Below are 23,250 nucleotides of genomic sequence, written 5' to 3'. Positions count from 1 at the left end.
CAAAAGAAATATGAAAACAGATATTAAAAATAAAGATGACATAATTGTATTGGTCGATTCTTTTTACTTAAAGGTAAAATCAGATTTGACTATAGGATACTTGTTTACAGATGTGGCGATGGTCAATTGGCAAAAACACCTCCCGATTATGTATGATTTTTGGGATAACATACTTTTTCATACAGGAAATTTTGATGGTAATCCTATGTTGAAACATCGAATGTTAGATCAGAAAAGTACGCTTACAGAAGCTCATTTTAGGCATTGGACAAAGCTCTGGAAAAAGACAGTTGATGATTTGTTTGAAGGAGAAAAAGCCGATGAGATAAAAGTAAGAGCAGAAAATATTTCGAAGTGGATGATGAACAAAGTCATTTCTTAATACAAAAACGGGAGCTTTAAAAAGTTCCCGTTTTTATTTTTAAAGATATTAGAACTGAATTAATAATTTCTTTTAACCTTGATACAAAAAAAGAATAAATTGTCCTGTTTTAGTATGATTCAAATCATAAGCAATGAAATTAATAAAATAATTTATGATCCACGATTTCAATTTTTTTGTTCTTGTTCATAAGAGATAATGTTCGTATTACGGTTTCTACACGAAGACCTGTAAAATCTGCAATTTCTTGTCTTGTATACGGAATTTTCATTTTTGTACAAGACGCGATATCATGTTGTTTTTTTAAGTTGTCTAAAAAATACTGAATGCGATGCTCCGGTTTATGATTGACTATATTTTTAGAAAAAACAATTTTATTATAGATTTTCCATGCAAATAATTTGAGTATTTTAAATTGCATTTCGGGGTTTTCTTCAAGAAAAGAAAAAAAGTTTGTTTTGGATAATTTCAAAATAACGCAGTCCGTCTGGGCAATTGCTGAAGCGGGGTAGGGCTGCCCGATAAAAAGTGGCGGTTCGCCAAAACTATTTCCGTTATTAAAGATGCCAACGGTTAAATCTTTACCATCTTCATTGGTATAACTCATTTTTACAGTTCCTTCTAAAATTTGAAAATAGGAAAGAGCAACATCATTTTCAAAAAAAATAATGGTGTTTTTAGGAACCTTTTTGGCTACAGCTCCCCATGTATAAAGCAAATCAGTATCAATGTGCATAGCGAAACAATTAATACGTTATTAGGAATTGGTTAAGTGTTTGGTATTGTTTTGATTAAGGCAAATGAAGGAATTAAAAAAGAAAGAAAATATGATAATTGTTAGCTTTTGAATTGTTTTTTAAATAAAAATTTACTCAAATGAAATTTGGAAAATAATGGTGAGATAATGGAGCGTTTTATGAAAATGAAAAAGCATGATGAAGAGCTAAATTCTTGCATCATGCTTTATACAATTGTAGATTAAAAAAATTATTGTGCGTCTATCAGTATAAGCGAAACCCTTCTGTTTAAAGGTTTATTTTCTGCTGGAGTATTAGGAACCAAAGGCTCGGTTTCTCCTTTTGAAAATAAATGCATACGGTTAGATTCTATTCCTTTATTTTTTAAATAATCGGCAACAGCTTCGGCTCTTTTCATTCCAATTTCAAGATTGCGTTTTTCTGTTCCTATATCGCAAGTATACCCAGTAATATTCAGTTCTGTATCTTGATTTGATTTTAAGATTTTAGCAATTTCATCTAATCTTGAAGCAAGTTCTGGCGTTACGCTTGTATTTCCAACTTCTTGAAACGCGAGAGGTTTTTCAACATAGGTTTTTTCAGGAGCTGTAAGTTCTTTTTTGGCTGGCGGAGTTTCGACAGTTTTTTGCTGTACTGGAGCTTCCTGCTGAACTTGAACTGTCTCAGTCACTGTTTCTGCTTTTGGCTGAACTGGTTCTTGTCTGTTTTTTGCTAATGAAAAGCCTAATTTCAACTGAATACCAGCAGATAAATAACGGCTTTCCTGAACTATTTTACTATTTCCAATTGTGCCGTTTGCCTGAATATTGTCAAGCCCGTTTGGATCATATGCCACGATATTGGTGCTTGGCGTTTCTTTTGCTAAATCAGTTAAGCCGTAATCAACATACAAACCAGTGTAAAGCTTTGTTTTCTCTTTTAATTTGAATGTAAGACCAGTTTCAAAACTTAACATAAAAGCTGGATCTAAGCTTACCGTTGTTTTATCCTGCCAATTGGTTACTTTGCCAAATCCGTGAGAAGGCAGATCATCAATCAAAAGATTTAAATCTGGATAATAACCGCTCAGTTGTAACTCAGAAGCAGAAGCTTTTACTGTTTGTTTTCCAGGAAACATAATTTTTCCTCCAAATCCAAAATACAATTGTGTCTGAGAAGCAATTGAGGTTCTGTATTGCATCATTAGCGGAATCGCCACACCAATAAAATGCTGTTCTTCTTTATAGTTAGTTGGTGTTACTTGATACTCAAATGCAGAAGTCTGGTCGTCTACTTCATAAGTTGAAATTGTGGTTCCGTTGTTCAATTTAAAACTATTTTGATTGTACGTAACATCAACTCCTGTTGAGATTCCCCAGTGATTGCTGAAGAAATAGGTGTATCCGACACCTATTCCTCCTCCAAATTTCAGTTTACCGTCTCCAATAGTACTATCATAGAGAATACCCGATGGACCGCCATTAATTTTAAAATTAATTTCCTGTGCTTTTATTGTGACGCTAAACAGCAGTAGTATAGCTATAGTGGTTTTAACCTTCATTACTTGTAATTTTAAATTAAATCTCATTTTTATTTAACCAATAAATTGATTGTTTTAAGCTGACCATCTGCCAGTTTAAGAACCACAATGTATAAGGCTGCCTGCGAGGGAGCAATAATCTGATTTTTGGCTTTTGCATTTGAAATAGTCTGCAGTAATTTTCCTGTGATGTCATAAATAACTATCTCAGATCCGTTTAGTTGAGATTCGCTAAAATCACACTCTAAAGTAAATTCTGCTCCTGGTCTAACTGGGTTTGGATAGATTTTGATTTTCTTGCTGAACGCCGTTCCAGTAGTCTCAGTTGGACAAGATTTAATTGAATTTCCGTTTTTATCTTTTGCAATTACATGATAAGTACCATTTAAAGGCTGAATTTCGCTGTAATACTGACGGGTAGCGCCAGATATGGCTGTTCCGTTTTTATACCATTGCCAAGCCACAAAATTATTTGATTTGTTGTCAAAGAGCAGAACATTTGCCCATTGCTGTATAACAAGTCCGGACTGGCTTATTTCTAATGGCTTAACTATAGCTGTCGCCGCATTATGATTTTCGTCGCCATTTTGTGTTGCAGTAATGGTTGAGTTTCCTGATTCTGTAATGTTTAATGCCGATCCAGAAATTGTACCCAATGCTGTGTTTGCAATGGCATAAGAAACTGGCAAACCGCTGTCGGTTGTTGCAGTTAAAGCCACACTATTAGAATCGGCACAGCCAAATTCTAGAGTCTGATTCCAAGTTATCGTTTGGTTAGCTTTTGTAATTTCAAATTCTGCTCCAGTAAAAGCAATTACGTAATCTGCACCAGCATTGATTGTTCCCAGTTTGATGTTGTATTTTCCAACATTTTCTCCAGCATCTCTTGTAAGTAGACCGCTAAGTATTGCGTTTGTGTCTCCGTTAGCAAAACCTGAAGCAGTATAATTGAATACAGGATCAGCTGTACCATACACTTTTGTATGTCCTGTTGTGGCAGTTATAGTAAGAGTATATTTTTGTGTTGTAAAATTTACTTCGTTTCCATAATTGACAAAACCATTACTGTTTACAGCATACGTTCTAACATAGTAAGTTCTATTTCCTTTTAATCCAGATAGAGAATTTGTAAATGTTCCTAATGTTGCTGTAGCATTAATTCTAGTGTCGTCAATTGTTGGATTGGCATGCTGTGCATATACAAAACCAACCTCTGTTAGACAAGATCCATTATCTGTGTTTATTCCGTCAGAAGATGCTGTACCAGATAAAGAAGCGCCAGTTACTGTTATTTCTGAAATAGCATTCGTATTTAAAATTACTGGATTAACAGGCTGCATTATTTTGACAGTTGCAGAAGCGGAACAAGAATTCGCATCTGTAACCGTTACAGTGTAAGTTCCCGCAGTAAGATTAGTTGCAGTTGCTGCATTTCCACCAAATGGCGACCAAGAGTAAGAATAAGCACCTGTACCACCTGTTACGCTTACTGTAGCTGATCCGTTATTTCCATTATGACAAGATACGTCTACAGGAGTTGTGGTTAAATTTAAAGCATCAGGTTCCGTAATAGTAATGGTATTGGTAACAAAACATAAATTCTCATCTGTAACCGTTACAGTATATATTCCGGCAGTAAGACCAGTTGCGGTTGCAGTATTTCCACCAGATGGAGCCCAAGAGTATGTGTAAGTTCCAGTTCCGCCAGTTGCAACTACAGATGCCATGCCGTTATTGCCTCCGTGGCAGGAAACATTGGTATGTGTGTCTGATGCTGAAAGGGCAGAAGGCTCAGTAATCTGTACAGACTCTGTTACAAAACATCCATTTGCATCGGTCACTGTAACAAAATAAGTGTTTGGACTTAATCCTGTTGCAGTAGCATCAGATCCTCCAGATGGTGACCATGAATAGGTGTAAGGAAAGGTTCCTCCAGAAGGAATTACAGTTGCCGTTCCGTTATTTGCCTGATTACATAAAACATCTGTTTTGGCTATCGTTGCTTTAAGAACAGGTGGTTCAGCTATAGTTACAGTTGCCGTAGTCTGACATAAATTGGCATCTTTGACAGTAACTGTATATGTTCCTGCTGCTAAACCAGAAGCAGTCGCATTAGTTCCTCCTGATGGTGCCCAAGAATAGGTATAAAGACCTGTTCCTCCAGTTACATTTACTGTTGCAGATCCGTTAGAACCTCCATTACAAGAAACATCAGTTTGAGATGTTGTAGCAATAAGTGCATCAGGTTCTGTTATGATGACACTTTGTGTTTTCGTACAAGAGTTAGCATCTTTTACGGTTACAGTGTAAGTTCCCGCTTTAAGACCAGTTGCAGTAGCTGTTGATTGGACAGGTGTTGTATTCCATGAGTAAGTATAAGTTCCAGTTCCTCCGGTTGCTGAAACACTTGCAGAACCATTGTTTCCGCCATTGCAGCTAACATTTGTTTTTGCTCCCGGTGTTATTACAATAGCTGACGGTTCATTGATTGTAAAGTTTTTTACAATAGAACAGCCATTGTTAGCGGTAATTTTTACAGAATAATTTCCTGCTGCTAGGTCATAAACTCTACTAGTGTTTCCTACATTTGGAGTCCATTCGTAGGTAAACGGTCCAGGAGCTCCTGATGGAACAACCCAAGCAGAGCCTGTACTTGCTCCATTGCAAAGTACATCAGTTTTATCAGCAGTAGCGACTACAGTGTTGGTTGTATTGATAGTAACGTTTCTGATAATAGAACAACCATTCCCATCTGTGATTGTACAGTGATAAGTACCAGCTGATAATCCGCGTGCAGTAGCAGCAATCCCTCCAGAAGGTGCCCAAGAATAGCTATAACCTCCAACACCTCCAGATGGTATTACTGTGGCTTCACCACCCGTAGAACAAGTAGCATCTATTTGAGTTGTACTTGCGTTTAGTGCAGACGGTTCACCAATCATAAACGTTTTGGTAATAAAACAGCTGTTAGCATCTGTAATTTTACAAGTGTAAGTACCAGCAGAAAGTCCAGTAGCCGTAGCTCCCGTTTGTCTAGATGGAGTCCACAAATAGGTCAGGTTGCCAGAACCGCCAGATGCGCTAACAGTTGCAGTTCCAGTCGCTCCGCCATTGCATAAAACATCTGTCTGAGATTGTGTTGCGTTTAAAACTGGTGGGTCTATAAAGGTAAAGCTTTGTGAAGTCTGACAGTTGTTAGCATCATTTATTGTTACAGTATAAGTTCCTGCTTGAAGACCAGATGCAGTTGCTGCACTTCCTCCAGATGGAGCCCACGAGTAAGTATAAGCTCCAGTTCCTCCAGTAACATTTACAGTTGCTGTACCATTTGATCCGCCATTGCAAGAAATATTGGTTTGACTTGAAGTTATTGTAAATGCAGGTGGTTCAGATATAGGGAAATCAAGTGTTTTTACACATTGGTTTGCATCTTTTACGGTTACAGTATAAGTTCCGGCAGAAAGTCCAGTTGCAGTTGCAGTTGTCTGGATAGGATTAGTATTCCAAGAGTAAGTATAATTTCGTGTACCGCCTGAAGCAATCACTTGAGCTGTTCCATTAGCACCTCTATAACAAGAAGTATTATTTACAGTGCCTTTTGCAAGCGTGAGTGCACTTGCTGGCTGTCCTATTGTCACACTAGCTGTATTGGAACATGAGTTTTCATCTGTCACAGTTACACTGTAAGTTCCTGCTATTAATCCTGTTATAGTGGCTGTATCTCCTCCATTAGACCATGAGTATGTATAGGAACCAGTTCCACCAGTTGCAGTTGCAGTTGCTTGACCAGTTGCATCACCAAAACAAGCTATGTCAACTTTCGGTGTAAGTATAGTAATATAGTTAACAGTTAAGGTTGCATTACTTGAAGTAGCTGAAGGGGGACATGTTCCGCCAACGACAGCTCTATATTTATATCCGTTAAATGCCGCAGGCGCCCCAGTTATAGTTAGGGTAGAAGTAGTAATACCACTGTAAGGAGCGTTGTTTTGCACATCGACAAATCCTGCACCTTGACCATTATCTACCTGCCACTTGTATGCTGTTGCATTTGATGCAGTTACTGAAAAAGTAGTAGTGCCACCAGAGCAGATAGCTATTGATGAAGGGTTTGATGTAATAGCAGGAGCAGCATTTACAGTAAGCTTTGCACTGTTTGAAGTGGCTGGAGTGGTACAAATGCCGGCTGCTATAGCTCTGTATGAATACCCGTTCATTGCCACTGTCGCTCCAGTTACTGTAAGAGTTGCGTTATTTACTCCAGAATAAGGCCCACCGTCTGATATATTGGCAAATCCATCACCTTCACCTTTGTCTACCTGCCATTGATATATTGTTGCATTAGAAGCAATAGCAGTAAAGGTAGTATTAGCTCCTTGGCACACAGAGCTTGCAGAAGGCTGTCCTGTTATAGAAGGCGCAGAATTTATTGTTAAGTTTACATTAACTGAAGTTGCGGAAGGATTACATCCTCCTGTCACTACTACTCTATATGCATAACCACCTAGTTCGGCAGTTGCTCCATTTATTGTAAGAGTAGAGGTAGTAACACCAGAAAATTGAGCATTGTTTGATATGGCGTTAAATCCTGTCCCTTTATCTACATACCATTGGTATCCTGTTGCATTAGATGCTGTAACAGAAAAAGCGGCATTGTCACCAATACAAACTGATGTAGATGAAGGCTGTGTTGTTATAGACGGAGCAGAATTTACAATTAGTGTAGCATTGTTTGAATAGGCGGTAGTGTTACAGCTATTTGTTGCCAAAGCTCTATATACATTGCCTCTCATTGCTGCTGTTGCCCCAGTTATTGTAAGAGTAGTACTAGTAACACCAGAATATGGACCACCATTTAAAATGTCTCCAAATCCACTACCTTCATCTACTTGCCATTTATATGAAGTTGCATTAGTTGTATTTATATTAAAGGTAGTACTGCCGCCTGTACAGATTGTATTCGAAGAAGGTTGTGAAGTTATTGCAGGTACTGGAGTTATAGTCCCAGATAATGCTAGATTTTTTGTTGGAATTCCCGTAGAAGAAACAGTTAAATTTCCAGAGGGTGTTCCTGTGGCTGTTGCAGCGATACGTATAAATATGTTCCGATCGGTTACAATACCACCGGAAGGTGTGATAGATAAGTTAGGGGTGTAAGAACCTCCAGCCGTTGTTGCTATTTCAAAGCCTGCCGGAGCAGATAAATCTAAATTTGAAGATAACTGACCAGCTTTTACTCTAAAGCTCTGTGGAGAAGAAGGTAAATTTGGACAAGAAGTAAATCCGCTTAGTGAAGTTACATTAGTAGAAGCTCCTGGAGATTCTGCTATTACTACTGTTTGCGTGCTGGTACACGCAAAGTTATCTGTAATAGTAACGGTATATGTCATTGGAGCAAGACCGGAAGCTGTAGCACGAGTACCACCGCTAGGAGCCCAAGAATAAGAATAGTTTGAACTGCCTCCAGATACAGTAACTGTTGCTGTACCATTGTTGGCTCCATAAGCACTTGGGGTGTTAGCCGAAACATTGCTGATAATTTCTGGAGAAACGGTCAAAACAGCCGAACTTGTAGTAATAGAGCACGAGCCATTTGAAGCGATACAGTAATATTTATATCCGTTTATACTTGAGTTTACATTCGATATGCTTAATGTCTTTGTAGTAGCATTGGAGAATGAAGGAGATGTGCCTCCATTGGAAACAGGAGTTATAATACCAGCTGCATCTTGATACCATTGGTAAGAAGTTGCTCCCAAATCAGTAATGCTAAAGGTAGTATTTGATCCAAAGCATACTACTTTGCTTACAGGTGATTGACTTACTATTGGTGAAGGAGTTATTGTGCTTGACACAGCAACAGTAACGCTTGGCGCTCCTAGTGATGCAATGACAATATTTCCTGATGGATTATTGTTAGCGCTCGAATTTGTACGTACATATATCTGAGTAGGAGATAGTGTTGAACCGCCTGAAGCTAAGGTAATGCTAGAAGTAAAATTACTGCCTGAACTTAGAGAAATTTCATAACCCGTTGGAGGCGTAATTGTTACATTGCTATTTAAATTTGTGCCAGAAACAGTAAAGGATTGTTGCGCAGAAGGTGTGCCTGAGCACGCTGCAAAAGTTGGCAAATTAGCAGGTGCAGTAATTGTCGAGAGAATCTTTTCCCATTTCATAGCATCAAGTGCAACATACTCAAAGGTTCCGGTAGTACTTATTACATATTCATCTATTATCGCATTAGAATAATCGAAACCTCCATAAGTACTCAAATCTATGTTCGTGTAACCATTACTAATTGAGTTGTCAATATTAAATCCAGAATTTCCAGTTGTGGTAAAGACAGTAGCTCCGTTTAGTTTTCCTGTAATTGTGCAAGTTCCTGCTCCAGTATCTAAATCTGATTGTCTCAGAAGAAGATAAATTGACTTTAATTTAAATGGAGAAGAAGCGCTTTTAATTGTAAATTGAACTGGAATGCCAATATCTGCGGTATTTGAATTGTCAATATATTTATTATCGGGAGCTGTACCGCTCCATCCTGTTCCGCCATAAGCTGATATTGCAAATGTTCCTCCCTTTTGTGAAGTAATATTAAAAATTACGCCATTATCTGTAAAAGAAAGACTACCAGCACTTTCTGTCTCAAATGTTTCTGTCGATTGAGCAAAAATGGAACTAGAAAAGACGAATATGACCAGTATTATAGAGTATATTTTTCTCATGTTGTCTGTTTTTAATTACTACGTGGAAATATGCCCTGTAAGGCTATTATATAGTTAATTGCTGTGTAAGGTTGCATCACATTTATGGGTAAATTATTACCAACAGGAGTTGAACTTACAGGAGCCAAAGTAGTGTTTGGTGTCTTTTCATTATAACCCAGCACATCTCTTGTTATATTGTTTACCGTTATAGAAGGAGATGCAATAGAAGAGTTGGTGGAAGCAACGTTTGTTGTTGCTTTTGCAGAACTCACTTTGATATTTCCGCTATGTGTGTGTGTGGGTAAATTATTGACCGTTAAAGTAATCGATTCTGATCCGTCTACTGTTCCTTCAATTGAATTGGACGATGCTCCTATTGCGACACGACCTCGGTAATCTGGCAAGGCAAATGTCGTTATGCCATCACCGCCATAAGTGGTGCCTATTAAAGTGTATAATATTTCATTACCGCTAATTTGTAAAGCACTTCCATCACAAATATGCCATCCTAGTGGAGCATAATTACCTGTGAAAAGCCTAATTTCTCCTATGTAACAATCGACTTGCGCGTGAATTGCTTTTGTGGATAGAAAAAGAACAAATATTAAAATGTATTTTATTTTCATATTTTTTTTTATTAATTGCGAGATGGATAAAGTCCGTTAATTGCTATACAATAGTTACCTGACAAACTAGGCTGAAGTGCAACAGGACTTCCTGCTCCAGAATTTGATAGGGATAAACTTGTAGCTGGAAGTGTAACATTTGCAGAAGATGAATTGTAATAATTAATATTTCGATTAGAATTATTAAAGTTTTGAAAAGGGGCAGCCAATGATACGGCTGATGAAGGTTCCTTTGAATTTGCTGTAGCCGAAGATGCTTTTATTGTAACAGAATGTACATGAGCAGGCAAATTAGCAGTTGTTATAGTATTATTTCCAGCTTTTGATTGTCCTAAAGTGGTGTTAGTTTGATCAACTCCAATAGCCATTTTATTTCTAAGATCAGGAAGCATAAAAGTTGTTATTCCATTGCCGCCGTAGATGACACCTAAAATACTAAATAAAGCTTGGTTTGAATTTATGGACAAAGTTTGCCCTTCGCATTTCATCCATCCTTTTGGAACGATTTGGCCGGGAAACAATCTTATTTCACCCACAAAAGGAATCTGTGCAAAAGTTGATTTAGCTAATAGTACAAGAATAATGAGTAGTAAGTATTTTTTTTTCATATGTTTAAATTTATGGACGTGGAGGATAAGTAGCATTCAAAGAAATGATATAGTTTAGTCCAAGAGCTGGTCTTGATAGCTTAACCGCATTTCCTGAACCTGTGGGAGTAGTAGTAATAGTTTGAATATCTATATTGCCTGCACCAGAACTATATCCTGAATTGGCAACAAAAGTTCTACCCGAATTTATTCCTGAAACTGCAATGCTTGAGCTCGAAGAGGGAACGGTTGTAGAAGCATTTTCGTTACTAACAGTAATTGATGCAGAATGAGTATGATAAGGCATCTCATTAGGTAAAATAGTTATTAATTCTTGGCCGCCTGTTTGCCCTACAACGTAAAGCGATCCCGAGTTTGACTGTCCAGCACCAATAGGAACTCGGCTTCGTAAATCTGGAAGATTAAACGTAGTTTTTCCGTCACCGCCATAACTTGTGCCAATGATAGAATACAGAGCAGTGTATTGGCTTATTGGTAATGTGCGACCATCACAAAATGTCCAGCCAGCAGGTGCATAATTGCCAGCAAAAAGACGAATTTCTCCTGTGTATTCATCTACTTGAGCAAATAGAAAACTCGTAAAAAATAATAGCACAAAAGTTAGAAAGTAGTTTTTTTTCATAAGTAAATATTAGTGTTAATTGCAAATAGATTTTTTATTCCGACCTAATATTAGAATGTTAAAAAATGATTATTCGCAAAAAGTTAGTTTTTAATTTCTTTAATCAATTGATGTTTGATTTTTTATAAAGAAAGGAATAGGCCAAGTGTAATAAGACAAAAGTAAGGTTCTGCAGGCACTTTTAAAATAGGTGAAAATACCCATTTTTTAATCTTTCACTGAAAATCAGAAAAATATCTCAATGGTTTTTTAGAATTTATCTTATAATATCACAAGATTAATTCTGTCTCAGATATTTCAAACATAACTATTCAATAAAATCTTGCATGAAAAATGCTTATAGTACATAATAGACCAGTTTATATACAAAAAGAACTGCCTTATAAAAGGCAGTTCTTTTTGTATTTAGCTTGGTTTTGATTAACTGGAAAAAGTTAAACCCTTGTTTTTAAAACTGATATAAAGCTCTTGCCTTGCTGAACTTATCGTTTCTTCCGTCCTGTAAATACTACACCAAAATTTGATTAAAAGCTTATATTTCCCGTCAGAAATTGAACTATAATATATTTGTGATGGTTTTGAATTGTTTACTAATGGAAGATTAGCAAGCGTTTCGTTTACGATTGCATTAATTTCCTCTGGAATTGTTTCTCCGTTGATTTCAACAGTAATTTCAACCAATTTAAAATTGTCCGTATACGTCCAGTTCGTGATATTTTGAGATAATAAGTTACCATTCGGGATTATAATTTCGGCACCGTTTGGAGCATTGATTTTAGTTGTACGAAGTCCCATCGATTTGATTCGGCCAGATTCGGAACTAATTTCTACGACATCACCAACTTGAATAGGTTTATCAAAAATCAGGATAATTCCCGATACAAAATTGTTTACAACGTTCTGAAGCCCAAGTCCGACACCAACACCTAAAGCACCAAGAAGAATACTCAATTTGTCTAAAGGCATTCCAGAAGCTGCGACAGCAAGCAGATACCCGCTTATAAGAACAACCAATCTTGTAATAAGCAATTTTGAATGCTGTCTTTTATTGATGTTTTCTTCATTTTCATCGTCAATTTCACCAAAGAAATACGCAACATACTTTTGAAGCAAATGTGCTGCCCAAATAATAATAAAGAATAAAACAATATTACCAAGAGTAAATGTAATGCTTCCTATTGTATTTGGATGACTTAACAGCTTAGTCAGAGAAGCACGAAGCGATTCCCAAATATTCAAATTTGACGCAATCACAATCAGCCACATATAGCTAATAACAATAATAAAAGGTTTTTTTAAAGTATCTGATAAACTTTCATAATCAAACATTTTTTCAATTCCTCTTTTTACTCTAGTAGTGTAAATTTGAAGCAGAATAATTTCCAAAATAATCTTCAAAAGGACACTTAAAGCAACGATTTGAGTAAGCGATATAAAAGCCGTAATGGTTAGCATATTAGAAAGAGAGACTCTTCCAAATAAGTTGTAAAGAATTGATAAAATATTTAACCCGATAAAAATGATACTTGCCCATTTAAAAAAGCCTTTTATGTAAAGCTCTTCTTTAAGTGTTTTTATCTGAACAAAACCATAGCGAATTCCTAAAACATTAATGGCAACAAATGCAAAACGCTGCAATAATCCAATTGTAATAAACAAATCCAGAAAGCAAAGTGCGAAGAATAATCCTAAAAGATAAAGCCAATTTCTCATGGCAACACCAGACCATTGATTTTTGAAAAGGAAAATTAAAACGCCTAAAAGGAAAAGCTGAATCAATTCTAAAAATAAAGCAGGAGCATACAAATTGGTTACAACAGCAATATTCAAAGCGATTACTAATACCGGAAGTAAAACTCCACGATTTAAATATTTGAAGTTTAAAAGCAGAAGATTTTCAGAATAACCGTTTGTTTTAAGGAATTTGATATTTCGAGAAATGTACCAAAATAAAAGTCCCATAAAGAAACATAACGTAATAAGTCCGCCAGCTTTATAGCTTAGATAGTAGGCAGCAACATTTTCTTCGATTATAATTTTTGCTTTAATGTTGTGAGTAACCCTTTTCTTAGAAGCGGTGTCATTAATCTGCCATAGAGAAGGATATTCTTTCTTAAAAATACTGATTCCAGATTTTTCCAGTTTGCCTTCAACAGTTGTCAAAGCATTAGAAACTGAAATTTTGCGTTGAACCGTTAACCTTTTTTTATTGTTTAAAGTAGTCTGGTTTTTAGTCATCAAACTATCAGTGGCAACATATCTCTTTCTAAGGTTTCCGAACTCTTTTTGAAATTGTTTACGACGAATAGTATCCTTTAACAGCGTAATTAAAGTTTTGTCTTTGCGAAGATCAATTACACGTTTTTTAATATTTTCTAGATCCAGATTTTTGGCATTGATTGCTTTATTCTGTTCTTCTAATTCCTGCTGAATTTCCTGCAATACAACACGATACATCTGCTGATTGCGTACATTAGGATTCGCTCCTTTTAAACTGGCTAAAATTAAATCCAATTTACTTTCTGTACGTTTCATATCGCCAAAAAGATGGCGCGTATCACCAGCAAAATCAATATCATTATAGGCAGATTCTAATACTTCTCCGGCTTTTTCAATTGCCATTAAGTAATCGCTGTCTGTAGCTGTAGTGTCATTAAAAAGTCTTCCGCGGCTTTCTTTTTTGATTGTTTTTTGCTCTTGCGCATAATTAAACTGCGAGAAGAAAAGAAGTAAAAATAAAGAGAAAAAATAAAAGGTTCTTTTTTGAATAATCATAATTTAAGGGCTTATTTGGGAGCCCAAATTTAATTTTTTTTGAATGACTTTCAGTTAAGAAAAATTAAAATTAAAAAACTATAACTGAATATTGAGCCGTAAATTTTATTCCAAATCTCTAGAAGTAATTTCTTGTTCAATTTCTTTAAGAGAATTAGAGTGGGTAATCATAATAAAAGCCATTAAAAAAGGAAATAGTATTAAAATGAGAAATCCTTTTTTTAGAAATAATAATACAATCAGAAATAAAATTATGATGGCAATCACAATCAATATCTTAATTGTCGACTGAATTGTTTTCTGCATTTTTAACAGCTCTTCAATACTCATTTCGCTTGGTTTCTTGGCTTTCATTTTATATTTTTACTTTAGAATTACAACAAATTTTAATTAAAAAACTTTCCAAAACAATAAGTCATTTTTTTTTTGACTACCCACAATCATTATGGAAGAAACAGAAACTTGTCCGGCACAAAGACTTTTAAAAATGTTATCTGGAAAATGGAAAGCCGAAATTTTCCGTCTGGCTGTAGAAGCACCTTTGCGTTTTAATAATTTATTGCGTCAGATTCAGGGTTCCAATAAACAATCATTATCTACAGCTTTAAAAGAGCTGGAAGAGGAAGGGCTTTTGGAAAAAACTACAATTAAACTAAAACCGCTCCATATCGAATATAATTTGACAGAAAAAGGAAAAGCTTTAATTCCAGTTTTTCAGCATTTAGAAGGGTTGTCTCAATAAGTCTAAATTGTTAAAAGATATATTATAACTATTTTTCATAGTGAAAAATTATATAATTTGGGTTAAATTTGCCTTGTGCGAAAACAAATTGTCTACATATTCATTTTTCTAATAGCTTCAAACAGCAGTTTTGTACAGCAGTTTTATAAACTGCCAATATTGATTCAGCATTATGGAGAGCACAAAAAACTGATGGACTTAAGTTTTGTAGACTTTTTATCGATGCATTATTGGGGAGAAGATCTCAAAGACAACGACGGCGATCGCGACATGCAGTTGCCTTTTAAAACCATAAGCAGCAGTTCGTTTCACTTTGTTTTTATTTTAGACGACAAAGATTTGCTTCCAATTCCTTTCAATCCAGAATTACCACAGTTAAAAATACCAACTTATAGATCTGATCTTCATTCAGATCCAAATTTACTTTCCTTATTCAGACCTCCGGTAGCATAAGTATTTTTTAAAATTTTTATTGAAGCGACTGAAACGTATTGTTTTGGTGGCTCATTTATTATTTTCTAATTAATACATTTATGCTTAATAAAGTAATTCAGTTCTCAGTTAAGAACAAACTGGCAATTGGAATCTTTACATTGCTGTGGATTATCTATGGTGTGTACGAGGTTACCCAATTACCAATTGATGCTGTACCAGACATCACAAACAATCAGGTACAAATTATTACCACAGCGCCATCATTAGGAGCCGAAGACGTCGAAAGATTAATTACTTTCCCAATGGAACAGGCCATCAGTAATATTCCTCATCTTAAAGAGAGCAGAAGTATTTCTCGCTTTGGACTTTCATTAGTAAGTGTTGTTTTTGAAGACGATGCCGATGTGTATTGGGCCAGACAGCAAATTGCAGAAAGACTCCAGCAGGTAGAAATTGATCGAAATGCCAACAGACCCGAAATGGCGCCAGTTACAACTGGTTTAGGTGAAATATACCAATATGTTTTAAAACCAAAACCAGGTTACGAGGAAAAATATTCGCTAGAAGATTTAAGAACAATTCAGGATTGGACTATTAGAAGACAGCTTTTAGGAACTGCAGGAGTTGCCGATGTTTCAACTTTTGGAGGAAAACTTAAACAGTATGAAATTGCTGTAAATCCAGCTAGATTGAAAGCACAGAACTTAACGATTAGTGATGTTTTTACCGCTTTAAATAATAGCAATGAAAACACAGGTGGAGCTTATATCGAGAAAGGGCCAACGGTTTCTTATATTAGAAGTACAGGTTTAGCTAAAAGCATTGAAGATATTGAGAATATTGTAGTTAAAAGTACTCAAGGCGGACTGCCAATTTTGGTAAAAGATGTGGCGAATGTCAAAATTTCGTCGGCTATTCGTTACGGTGCTTTAACTACAGACGAATACGGAGAATCTGTTGGCGGAATTGTGATGATGTTAAAGGGAGAAAATGCCAATAATGTTATTGTCAATGTAAAAGATAAAATTGCTCAAATTGAAAAAATCCTTCCTGAAGGTTTAAAAATTGAGCCTTTCTTAGATCGAACTAAAATGGTGGATAATGCCATCGGAACAGTTGAGAAAAATTTAATTGAAGGCGCTTTAATAGTTGTTCTGATTCTGGTTTTATTCCTCGGAAATCTTAGAGCAGGTTTTATCGTAGCTTCGGTTATTCCGCTAGCGATGCTTTTTGCCATTATAATGATGAATACTTTTGGCGTAAGCGGAAACTTAATGAGTCTTGGAGCCTTAGACTTCGGATTAATTGTAGATGGAGCCGTTATTATTGTAGAAGCCATTCTGCATCATCTTCATAGTTCTAAAAAATACCAGTCGGTTTCGAATATTTCTCAGGATGAAATGGATAAAGAAGTAACTGGATCTGCTGCTCGTATGATGAACGCGGCGGTTTTTGGACAAATTATTATCCTGATTGTTTACTTGCCGATTCTTTCTTTGCAAGGAATTGAAGGAAAAATGTTTAAGCCAATGGCACAAACTGTTGCTTTTGCCATTTTGGGAGCTTTTATTCTGTCATTGACTTATGTGCCAATGGTTAGCGCTTTGTTTTTAAGTAAAAAAATCAGCCATAAAAAGAATCTTTCAGATCGTATTATGGAAAGATTAGAAATAGCATATGAAGGATGGCTGACCAAAGCTTTAGACATCAGGAAAGCAATTGTTATCGGAGCATTTGTGCTTTTCGGAATTGCAGTTTTATTATTCGGAAGAATGGGAGGAGAGTTTATTCCACAATTGGAAGAAGGAGATTTTGCTGTAGAAACTCGTCTGCTTTTAGGAACTAATCTTTCTACGACAACAGAAACTATCACGAAAATTTCTAAAGAATTAAAGAAAGAATTTCCAGAAGTGCAACAGGTGGTTTCGCGAATTGGAAGCGCCGAGATTCCAACCGATCCAATGCCTATTGAAGGAGGAGATATGATTATTGTTTTAAAAGACAAGTCAGAATGGACAAGCGCTTCTTCGTTTCCAGAATTGGCTGATAAAATGACTAAAACCGTTAAGCGAATTGCACCTGGAGTGACAACAGGATTTCAGTTTCCGGTTCAGATGCGTTTTAATGAATTAATGACTGGAGCTAAGCAGGATTTGGTTTGTAAAATTTACGGAGAAGATCTTCAGAAACTTTCAGAATATGCCGAAAAACTTGGGGCTATTAGCAAAACTGTTGAAGGCGCAGCCGATTTATATGTAGAAAAAGTAACCGGAATGCCTCAAATCGTAATTGATTACAATTGGGCAGAAATGGCAAAATATAGTTTACGTGTTGCAGATGTAAATGCAACAATTAATGCCGCTTTTGCAGGTGCTGTTGCTGGAAGTATTTATGAAGGTGAAAAACGTTTTGATATGGTGATTCGTGTGGAAGATAACGGAAGAAAAGGCATCGAAGACGTGCGTAATCTTCTAATTGCAACTCCTTCTGGAATGCAGATTCCGCTTTATCAAGTAGCAAAAGTAGATGAAGTCGAAGGCCCAAATCAGATTCAGAGAGAAAATGCAAAACGAAGAATCATCGTCGGATTTAATGTTCGAGGTAGAGACGTACAGTCAATTGTGGAAGAATTGCAGCAAAAAGTGAATCAGCAGATCAAATTTGATCCAGGTTATTATATTACGTATGGTGGTGCTTTTGAGAATTTACAGCAAGCAAAAGCAAGATTGGGAGTTGCAGTTCCAGCTGCTTTATTAATGATTTTTGCTTTGTTGTATTTTGCTTTCAGATCGTTCAAAGAAGGAATTATCATTTTTACCGCAATTCCGTTATCTGCAATTGGAGGTGTCTTTGCATTAGTTATGAGAGATATGCCTTTTAGTATTTCTGCAGGTGTCGGATTTATTGCGCTTTTTGGAGTAGCCGTATTAAACGGAATCGTTTTGATATCAGAATTCAACCGAATTCAAAAACATGGTGAAATCACAGATCCATTTGATATTATTCTATTAGGAACCAAAAACAGATTGCGTCCGGTCTTAATGACAGCGGCTGTAGCTTCTTTAGGATTTTTGCCAATGGCTTTAAGCAACGGAGCAGGAGCAGAGGTGCAACGTCCGCTAGCAACTGTTGTAATCGGCGGATTGGTAACAGCAACTCTTTTAACATTGTTTGTACTTCCAGCTATTTATTTAATGACATATCACGCTAAAGTTTTTACGAAAAAGAGAAAAAAACAAATGAATAATCTAACCATTTTATTAAGCATTCTTTTTATTGGTAATATGGCAAATGCGCAACAATTACCAATTTCGTTAGACGAATCAATTTCAATTGCAATTCGGAATAACAGAACAATTAAATCGGCTAAGTTAAACGAACAGTCAAAAAGCCATTTGCAGAAAACGGCTTATAATCTTCCGCAAACACAAATAGATGCCGATTATGGCCAATTTAATAGCGTGCAGAAAGATACCCGTTTTGGAATCAGTCAGACTTTTGCTTTTCCTACTGTTTACAGCAATCAGAAAAAAGCATTACAAGCCGATTTTAATAAAGCTAAAGCCGAAGTACAGCTGACTTCTCAGGAAATTAAAACCAGAGTTCGTAACAGCTATTATGATTATTTATGGCTCGAAAGCAAAAAAGAACTTTTGGTTTATGCCGATTCAATTTATAGAATTATGGAGAAAAAATCAGATTTACGATTTAAAGCTGGTGAAGCCAATGTTCTAGAAAAAAGTGCTTCGCAGTCTGCCAGACAATTTTATAGCAATCAATTGGTAATGGTAAACCGAGATCTTGAAATTGCTTTAAATCTGTTTAATTCTGTTCTTCAGGATAAAGTTGCCTATGCTCCGAAAAGAGAAAAAGTAAAAGCAGTTTTGAATCCGTCATTAATTGAAAATCTAAAAACAGAGAATCTTCCGGCTGTTCAGCGTTCGCAATTTGAATCGGAATCTGCAAAGTGGAGATGGAAAACAGAAAGTGCAAAACTGCTTCCAGAAATTACTTTAGGTTATAATAATTTAAGCATTATTGGTGCTCAAACTAATACTTCAGGTCAGGAAGTTTATTATGATAGTTCACAAAGATTTAATTATATCAATGCAGGACTTTCAATCCCTATTTTCTTCACGAGTCAGACAGAACGAAAGCGTGCGGCAAAAGCAGAATATGAGAGTTACGTTGAGCTTTCTGAGGCAGCTAAAATTGAGATGAAAACCAATCTGGAGAACGCTGATCGAGAAGTGAAAAAATATCAGGAAAGTTTAGAATACTACGAAAAAGAAGGTTTAAAAAATGCGCAGACCATTATTGAGGCTTCAAGCAGTCAGCTGCAAAATGGCGATATTGATTATCTGCAATGGGTTTTAGTAGTAAATCAAGCTATTACAATCAAAAGCGAATATCTAGATGCGCTCAATGCTTATAATAAAGCCGTTGTAACTCTTCAAAATCTAAATAACATTTAAAATGAAAAAATATATTGCAGCGTTTATAGGCGCTATATTTCTATTGTCCTGCGGAAATAAGAAAACGGAAGAAAATAAAGATGCTGAAACTAAAAGCATTAATATCATTAAATTAAGCCCTGAACAGGTTAAAAATGCGGGATTAGTAAGCGATAATCCGACTTTGAAAAATGTGAAGGAGATTTTGAAATTGCAAGGCACAGTAGCTGTTCCGCCAAAAAGCGTGATAAGTATTAGCATTCCGCTGGGAGGTTATGTAAAAAGCACCAATTTAATTGCAGGAATGAATGTGCAGAAAGGACAGGTTTTGGCTGTTTTAGAAGACATGCAGTTTATTGAATTGCAGCAAGATTATCTTATGGCCAAGGAAAAGTTTGAACTGGCGCAAAACGAACACAAAAGACAAAAAGAACTTAATCTAAACAAGGCTGCAAGTGATAAGGTTTTGGAACAGATTACAACCGAAATGCGTACGCAACGTATCACAATGTCTTCTTTGGAACAAAAATTAAACTTATTAGGAATTAATGCTAAAACATTAAACGTAAATAATATAAGTAAAACCATAAAAGTAGTTTCACCTATTAATGGTTTGGTTTCTAAAGTAAATGTCAATATCGGAAAATATGTAAATCCGACTGATATGCTTTTTGAATTAATCGATAAAAAAGACATTGTTTTAACTTTAAATGCATTCGAAAAAGATGTTGCGTCGCTCTCTATAGGCCAAAGTGTGATGGTTTATGCAAATGCATCTGATACTAAAAAATACGCGGCAAAAATTGCTTTTATCAATCAAAGTCTAAATGGTGATCGTGCAGCCGAAATCATCTGTAAAGTGAATACATACAATCCGGCACTTTTGCCTGGCTTGTTTGTGAATGCAGAAGTTGAAATTGAAAACCAAAAAGCATTAACAGTTCCAGAAGATGCTGTAGTGCGTTGGGAAGGTAAATTTTATGTGTTTACAGAACTTGGAAACAATCAGTTTCAAATGGTAGAAGTAAAGTCTGGAGTTAAAAATGAAGGTTATAATCAGATTATTTCTGATGCTATTTCTACTTCTTCAAAAATAATCGTAAAAAATGCTTACACCTTATTGATGTCTGCCATGAATAACGATGAACAATAATGTTTATTTTCTGATTACAATTTAGAGTTAAACAAGAAAACCCAGTAAATTTAGTTTTACTGGGTTTTTGATTTTAAAAACAGTTTTATTTCGGTTTTGTTTCGATTTCGATTGTATTTCAATTTCTATTTGAATAGAATTTCAATTTTATTCCAATTCTTTTCTAATTTCATTCCGTAGGAATGTCTCATCGGTAGAATTAGAATTTAACCGTGTATTTACGTTCCGTAGGAACGTTTTGTTGGTAGAAATTTAGATTACGTTTAATTATTTGAACATATTTTTTTCGGTAAAAATCAGGTGTCCCTACAGGACACATTTCAAAACAATATCATATTTTTTTACCGACCAAATATTCCTAACGGAATATTATTTGATCGTTTAAATGAATTATTTAATCTTTTATGCCTTTAATCCAATCCTTAAATCGATTAACCTGTTCGGCAATAAAAGATTCATGTTCCTCTTTATCTTCTTCAATTGGTGGCAAAACATGTTCAAAATAAGTGCCTCTAAGAACTTTATGCAGAATGCCTTCTCCTAAAAATGCTTTTCCATCATTCAGTGTTCTAACCGCTTTTAGCAAATGTCGAATATCATATTGGAGCGGATTAATATCTGGAACTTGTTTATTTAAATTCAATAATTTGTAAACCGCAATTCTAGCCGTTCTAATCGAACTTTCCATAGTAAAGACAACATCATTATTTGTTTCAACAAATTGTCCAATTAAGCCAAGATTTTTGCATCCTTCAGGAACAACTCTAGGGCGATCGCCTTTTGCTCTCGGCATAAACATCGATGTGATGTAAGGCATAAAAGCAGTTCGCACGATCGTGTTTTCTACCACATTATCCAATTTATCTAGAATTCCTATATGGAAACATAGTTCGGTTAAAATTTCATCTCCAGTACATTCAGGCATTACTTTTTTGATATAATTTCCTGGTTTATCCATAAATAAGGCGTAAACCCAAAGTACTAAAATATCATCTGGCTGATCTGGAAAATGAGGCTGTCTGTTGCAAGTAAAACTCATTAACCAGTTAGAATCGGTAATCGTGATAATTCCACCAGTAACTGTTTTTCCAGAATACGGATCGTTTACCGAGTATTCTTTTAATTTTTCTACAAGAGCAGAAGGTTTGCACGTAAGCGTAACCGATTCCCAAGATGATTTTTCGATATTGGAACAGAATCTTTCTGGTTTGCCAAAAATAGGAGATTTTGCGGCAAGATTTTTCCAGAGCATCCATCCAGCACTTTTTCCGCTTGTAGAGTTGTCGATTTTAATAATTGGAGCCGTTTTATTATCTCCATAAAAAGTATCTTCGGTCATAGAACCAGTGGTTACAATTACAAAATCGTCTTTGCCAATAGGATGTCTGGTTTCTTTTCCTTCGTGTTCAGTAATAATTCCTTCGACCAATTTACCTTCAGTATTACTTTGAATAATTAGATCTTTGATTAATGTATGAAATTTAATGTTCACACCTTTTTCTTCAAGGAATTTTCGAAGCGGTGTAATAAAGGTATCGTATTGATTGTATTTTGGAAAAACTAAGGAAGAAAGATCGTTTAATCCGTCGATCGCGTGAAGAAAACGGTGCATATACAATTTAAGCTCTAATAAACTGTGCCAATTTTCAAAAGCAAACATGGTGCGCCAAAAGGTCCAGAAATTGCTTTCCAGAAATGTTTCGCTAAAATAATCTTCAATGGTCAAATCGTCTAACTCGTCTTTTCTTTTCAATAAAAGTTTAACGATTGCCAGCTGATCTTTTTTGTTTAAACCAAATTTACTGAAGTCTTTTATTTCTCCATTTTTATGGATTAATCGCGCTTTAGAATAATTGGAATCATTATCGTTGATTAATCGATATTCGTCTAAAACCGTATAAGGAGGTGGCATTTCTAGAGCTGGAATATCCTGAAAAATATCCCATAGGTTCTCATAAGTCATATCCATTTCTCGTCCGCCTCGAATAATATAGCCTTCTTTCGGATTTCCTGCTCCGTCGAGGGAACCTCCGTCAATATGAAGCTGTTCTAAAAAAGTGATGTTTTTAGCGGGAATTCTTCCATCGCGAATGAAGTAATAAGCAGCTGCCATTCCGGCAATACCGCTTCCTACAATATAAATTTTGCTGTTTTCATACGATTTGAGAGGAATACCAATGTTACGCTGGTAATTTCCAATCTGATCTGAAAACGGCATTGATTTTTCTGGGGTGTTTAACTGCGTTTCTGTACTTGAATCGGGTTCATGATTAACATTTCCGTAGGTTGTAGAATTGTTTAGGACTTTGTCAAATTTTGATGTAATATTCTTCATTTTCAAAGCTTTATAAAGTTAATCCAACTAAAGTAAGGTTAAATTATAAAACTTTGGTATTGTATTTTATATATTAAAATTGTATATTTTGCTAAATATTAATAATTTATTAATTTATTTTTACCAAAACA

General features: G+C 35.6%; 14 protein-coding genes. 5 read left to right on the top strand and 9 right to left on the bottom strand.

Going from position 1 to position 23,250, the window contains the following annotated elements; genetic code table 11:
* The first annotated feature begins 10 nt into the window (after window positions 1–10).
* Window positions 11–382: a group III truncated hemoglobin gene (locus AC5ZCW_RS18255; protein ID WP_496121128.1), complete on the top strand. Its 372-nt coding sequence runs from the start codon at window positions 11–13 to the stop codon at window positions 380–382.
* A 139-nt stretch (window positions 383–521) separates the two neighbouring features.
* Here the strand turns inward: AC5ZCW_RS18255 and AC5ZCW_RS18250 are convergent, their stop codons facing one another.
* The 8 genes from AC5ZCW_RS18250 to AC5ZCW_RS18215 form a co-directional block, all read right to left on the bottom strand.
* Window positions 522–1,118: a Crp/Fnr family transcriptional regulator gene (locus tag AC5ZCW_RS18250; RefSeq protein ID WP_281632765.1), complete on the bottom strand. Its 597-nt coding sequence runs from the start codon at window positions 1,116–1,118 to the stop codon at window positions 522–524.
* Window positions 1,119–1,369: 251 nt separating this feature from the next.
* A complete protein-coding gene (locus AC5ZCW_RS18245; RefSeq protein WP_496121127.1) occupies window positions 1,370–2,680 on the bottom strand; it encodes an OmpA family protein in 1,311 nt (436 codons plus the stop codon).
* A 29-nt stretch (window positions 2,681–2,709) separates the two neighbouring features.
* On the bottom strand, window positions 2,710–9,387 hold the full coding sequence (locus AC5ZCW_RS18240) for an MBG domain-containing protein (RefSeq protein ID WP_496121126.1): 6,678 nt from the start codon (window positions 9,385–9,387) through the stop codon (window positions 2,710–2,712).
* An 11-nt stretch (window positions 9,388–9,398) separates the two neighbouring features.
* The gene (locus tag AC5ZCW_RS18235; protein WP_496121125.1) at window positions 9,399–9,995 is read right to left on the bottom strand and encodes a phage tail protein; all 597 of its coding nucleotides are present in this window, start codon (window positions 9,993–9,995) and stop codon (window positions 9,399–9,401) included.
* Window positions 9,996–10,006: 11 nt separating this feature from the next.
* Entirely contained in the window at window positions 10,007–10,603 is a 597-nt protein-coding gene (locus AC5ZCW_RS18230; RefSeq protein WP_496121124.1) for a phage tail protein, read from the bottom strand.
* Between the two features lie 10 nt (window positions 10,604–10,613).
* Window positions 10,614–11,225: a phage tail protein gene (locus AC5ZCW_RS18225; protein WP_496121123.1), complete on the bottom strand. Its 612-nt coding sequence runs from the start codon at window positions 11,223–11,225 to the stop codon at window positions 10,614–10,616.
* A 420-nt stretch (window positions 11,226–11,645) separates the two neighbouring features.
* On the bottom strand, window positions 11,646–14,000 hold the full coding sequence (locus AC5ZCW_RS18220) for a mechanosensitive ion channel family protein (RefSeq protein WP_343544618.1): 2,355 nt from the start codon (window positions 13,998–14,000) through the stop codon (window positions 11,646–11,648).
* A gap of 105 nt (window positions 14,001–14,105) precedes the next feature.
* A complete protein-coding gene (locus tag AC5ZCW_RS18215) occupies window positions 14,106–14,354 on the bottom strand; it encodes a hypothetical protein (protein ID WP_496121122.1) in 249 nt (82 codons plus the stop codon).
* Between the two features lie 91 nt (window positions 14,355–14,445).
* Here AC5ZCW_RS18215 and AC5ZCW_RS18210 point away from each other — a divergent pair, with 91 nt between their 5' ends.
* The 4 genes from AC5ZCW_RS18210 (at window position 14,446) to AC5ZCW_RS18195 (ending at window position 20,784) form a co-directional block, all read left to right on the top strand.
* A complete protein-coding gene (locus tag AC5ZCW_RS18210) occupies window positions 14,446–14,742 on the top strand; it encodes a winged helix-turn-helix transcriptional regulator (RefSeq protein WP_281632757.1) in 297 nt (98 codons plus the stop codon).
* 75 nt (window positions 14,743–14,817) lie between these two features.
* Complete coding sequence (locus AC5ZCW_RS18205; RefSeq protein WP_343544617.1) at window positions 14,818–15,195, top strand: hypothetical protein; 378 nt, start codon at window positions 14,818–14,820, stop codon at window positions 15,193–15,195.
* An 80-nt stretch (window positions 15,196–15,275) separates the two neighbouring features.
* The gene (locus AC5ZCW_RS18200; RefSeq protein WP_496121121.1) at window positions 15,276–19,652 is read left to right on the top strand and encodes a CusA/CzcA family heavy metal efflux RND transporter; all 4,377 of its coding nucleotides are present in this window, start codon (window positions 15,276–15,278) and stop codon (window positions 19,650–19,652) included.
* 1 nt (window position 19,653) lies between these two features.
* Complete coding sequence (locus AC5ZCW_RS18195; RefSeq protein WP_496121120.1) at window positions 19,654–20,784, top strand: efflux RND transporter periplasmic adaptor subunit; 1,131 nt, start codon at window positions 19,654–19,656, stop codon at window positions 20,782–20,784.
* A gap of 394 nt (window positions 20,785–21,178) precedes the next feature.
* Here the strand turns inward: AC5ZCW_RS18195 and AC5ZCW_RS18190 are convergent, their stop codons facing one another.
* Entirely contained in the window at window positions 21,179–23,119 is a 1,941-nt protein-coding gene (locus AC5ZCW_RS18190) for an oleate hydratase (RefSeq protein WP_496121118.1), read from the bottom strand.
* Window positions 23,120–23,250 lie beyond the last annotated feature (131 nt).

It is taken from the genome of Flavobacterium sp. PLA-DH12, assembly GCF_059511845.1.
The sequence above is the reverse complement of the archived record's forward strand: the minus strand, read 5'-3'. Positions and strand labels throughout refer to the sequence as shown.

Bases quoted from the DNA above. Each gene is read 5' to 3' on its own strand.
- AC5ZCW_RS18255 (WP_496121128.1), top strand. From the start codon at position 11: ATGAAAACAGATATTAAAAATAAAGATGACATAATTGTATTGGTCGAT.
- AC5ZCW_RS18250 (WP_281632765.1), bottom strand. From the start codon at position 1,118: ATGCACATTGATACTGATTTGCTTTATACATGGGGAGCTGTAGCCAAA.
- AC5ZCW_RS18245 (WP_496121127.1), bottom strand. From the start codon at position 2,680: ATGAAGGTTAAAACCACTATAGCTATACTACTGCTGTTTAGCGTCACA.
- AC5ZCW_RS18240 (WP_496121126.1), bottom strand. From the start codon at position 9,387: ATGAGAAAAATATACTCTATAATACTGGTCATATTCGTCTTTTCTAGT.
- AC5ZCW_RS18235 (WP_496121125.1), bottom strand. From the start codon at position 9,995: ATGAAAATAAAATACATTTTAATATTTGTTCTTTTTCTATCCACAAAA.
- AC5ZCW_RS18230 (WP_496121124.1), bottom strand. From the start codon at position 10,603: ATGAAAAAAAAATACTTACTACTCATTATTCTTGTACTATTAGCTAAA.
- AC5ZCW_RS18225 (WP_496121123.1), bottom strand. From the start codon at position 11,225: ATGAAAAAAAACTACTTTCTAACTTTTGTGCTATTATTTTTTACGAGT.
- AC5ZCW_RS18220 (WP_343544618.1), bottom strand. From the start codon at position 14,000: ATGATTATTCAAAAAAGAACCTTTTATTTTTTCTCTTTATTTTTACTT.
- AC5ZCW_RS18215 (WP_496121122.1), bottom strand. From the start codon at position 14,354: ATGAAAGCCAAGAAACCAAGCGAAATGAGTATTGAAGAGCTGTTAAAA.
- AC5ZCW_RS18210 (WP_281632757.1), top strand. From the start codon at position 14,446: ATGGAAGAAACAGAAACTTGTCCGGCACAAAGACTTTTAAAAATGTTA.
- AC5ZCW_RS18200 (WP_496121121.1), top strand. From the start codon at position 15,276: ATGCTTAATAAAGTAATTCAGTTCTCAGTTAAGAACAAACTGGCAATT.
- AC5ZCW_RS18195 (WP_496121120.1), top strand. From the start codon at position 19,654: ATGAAAAAATATATTGCAGCGTTTATAGGCGCTATATTTCTATTGTCC.
- AC5ZCW_RS18190 (WP_496121118.1), bottom strand. From the start codon at position 23,119: ATGAAGAATATTACATCAAAATTTGACAAAGTCCTAAACAATTCTACA.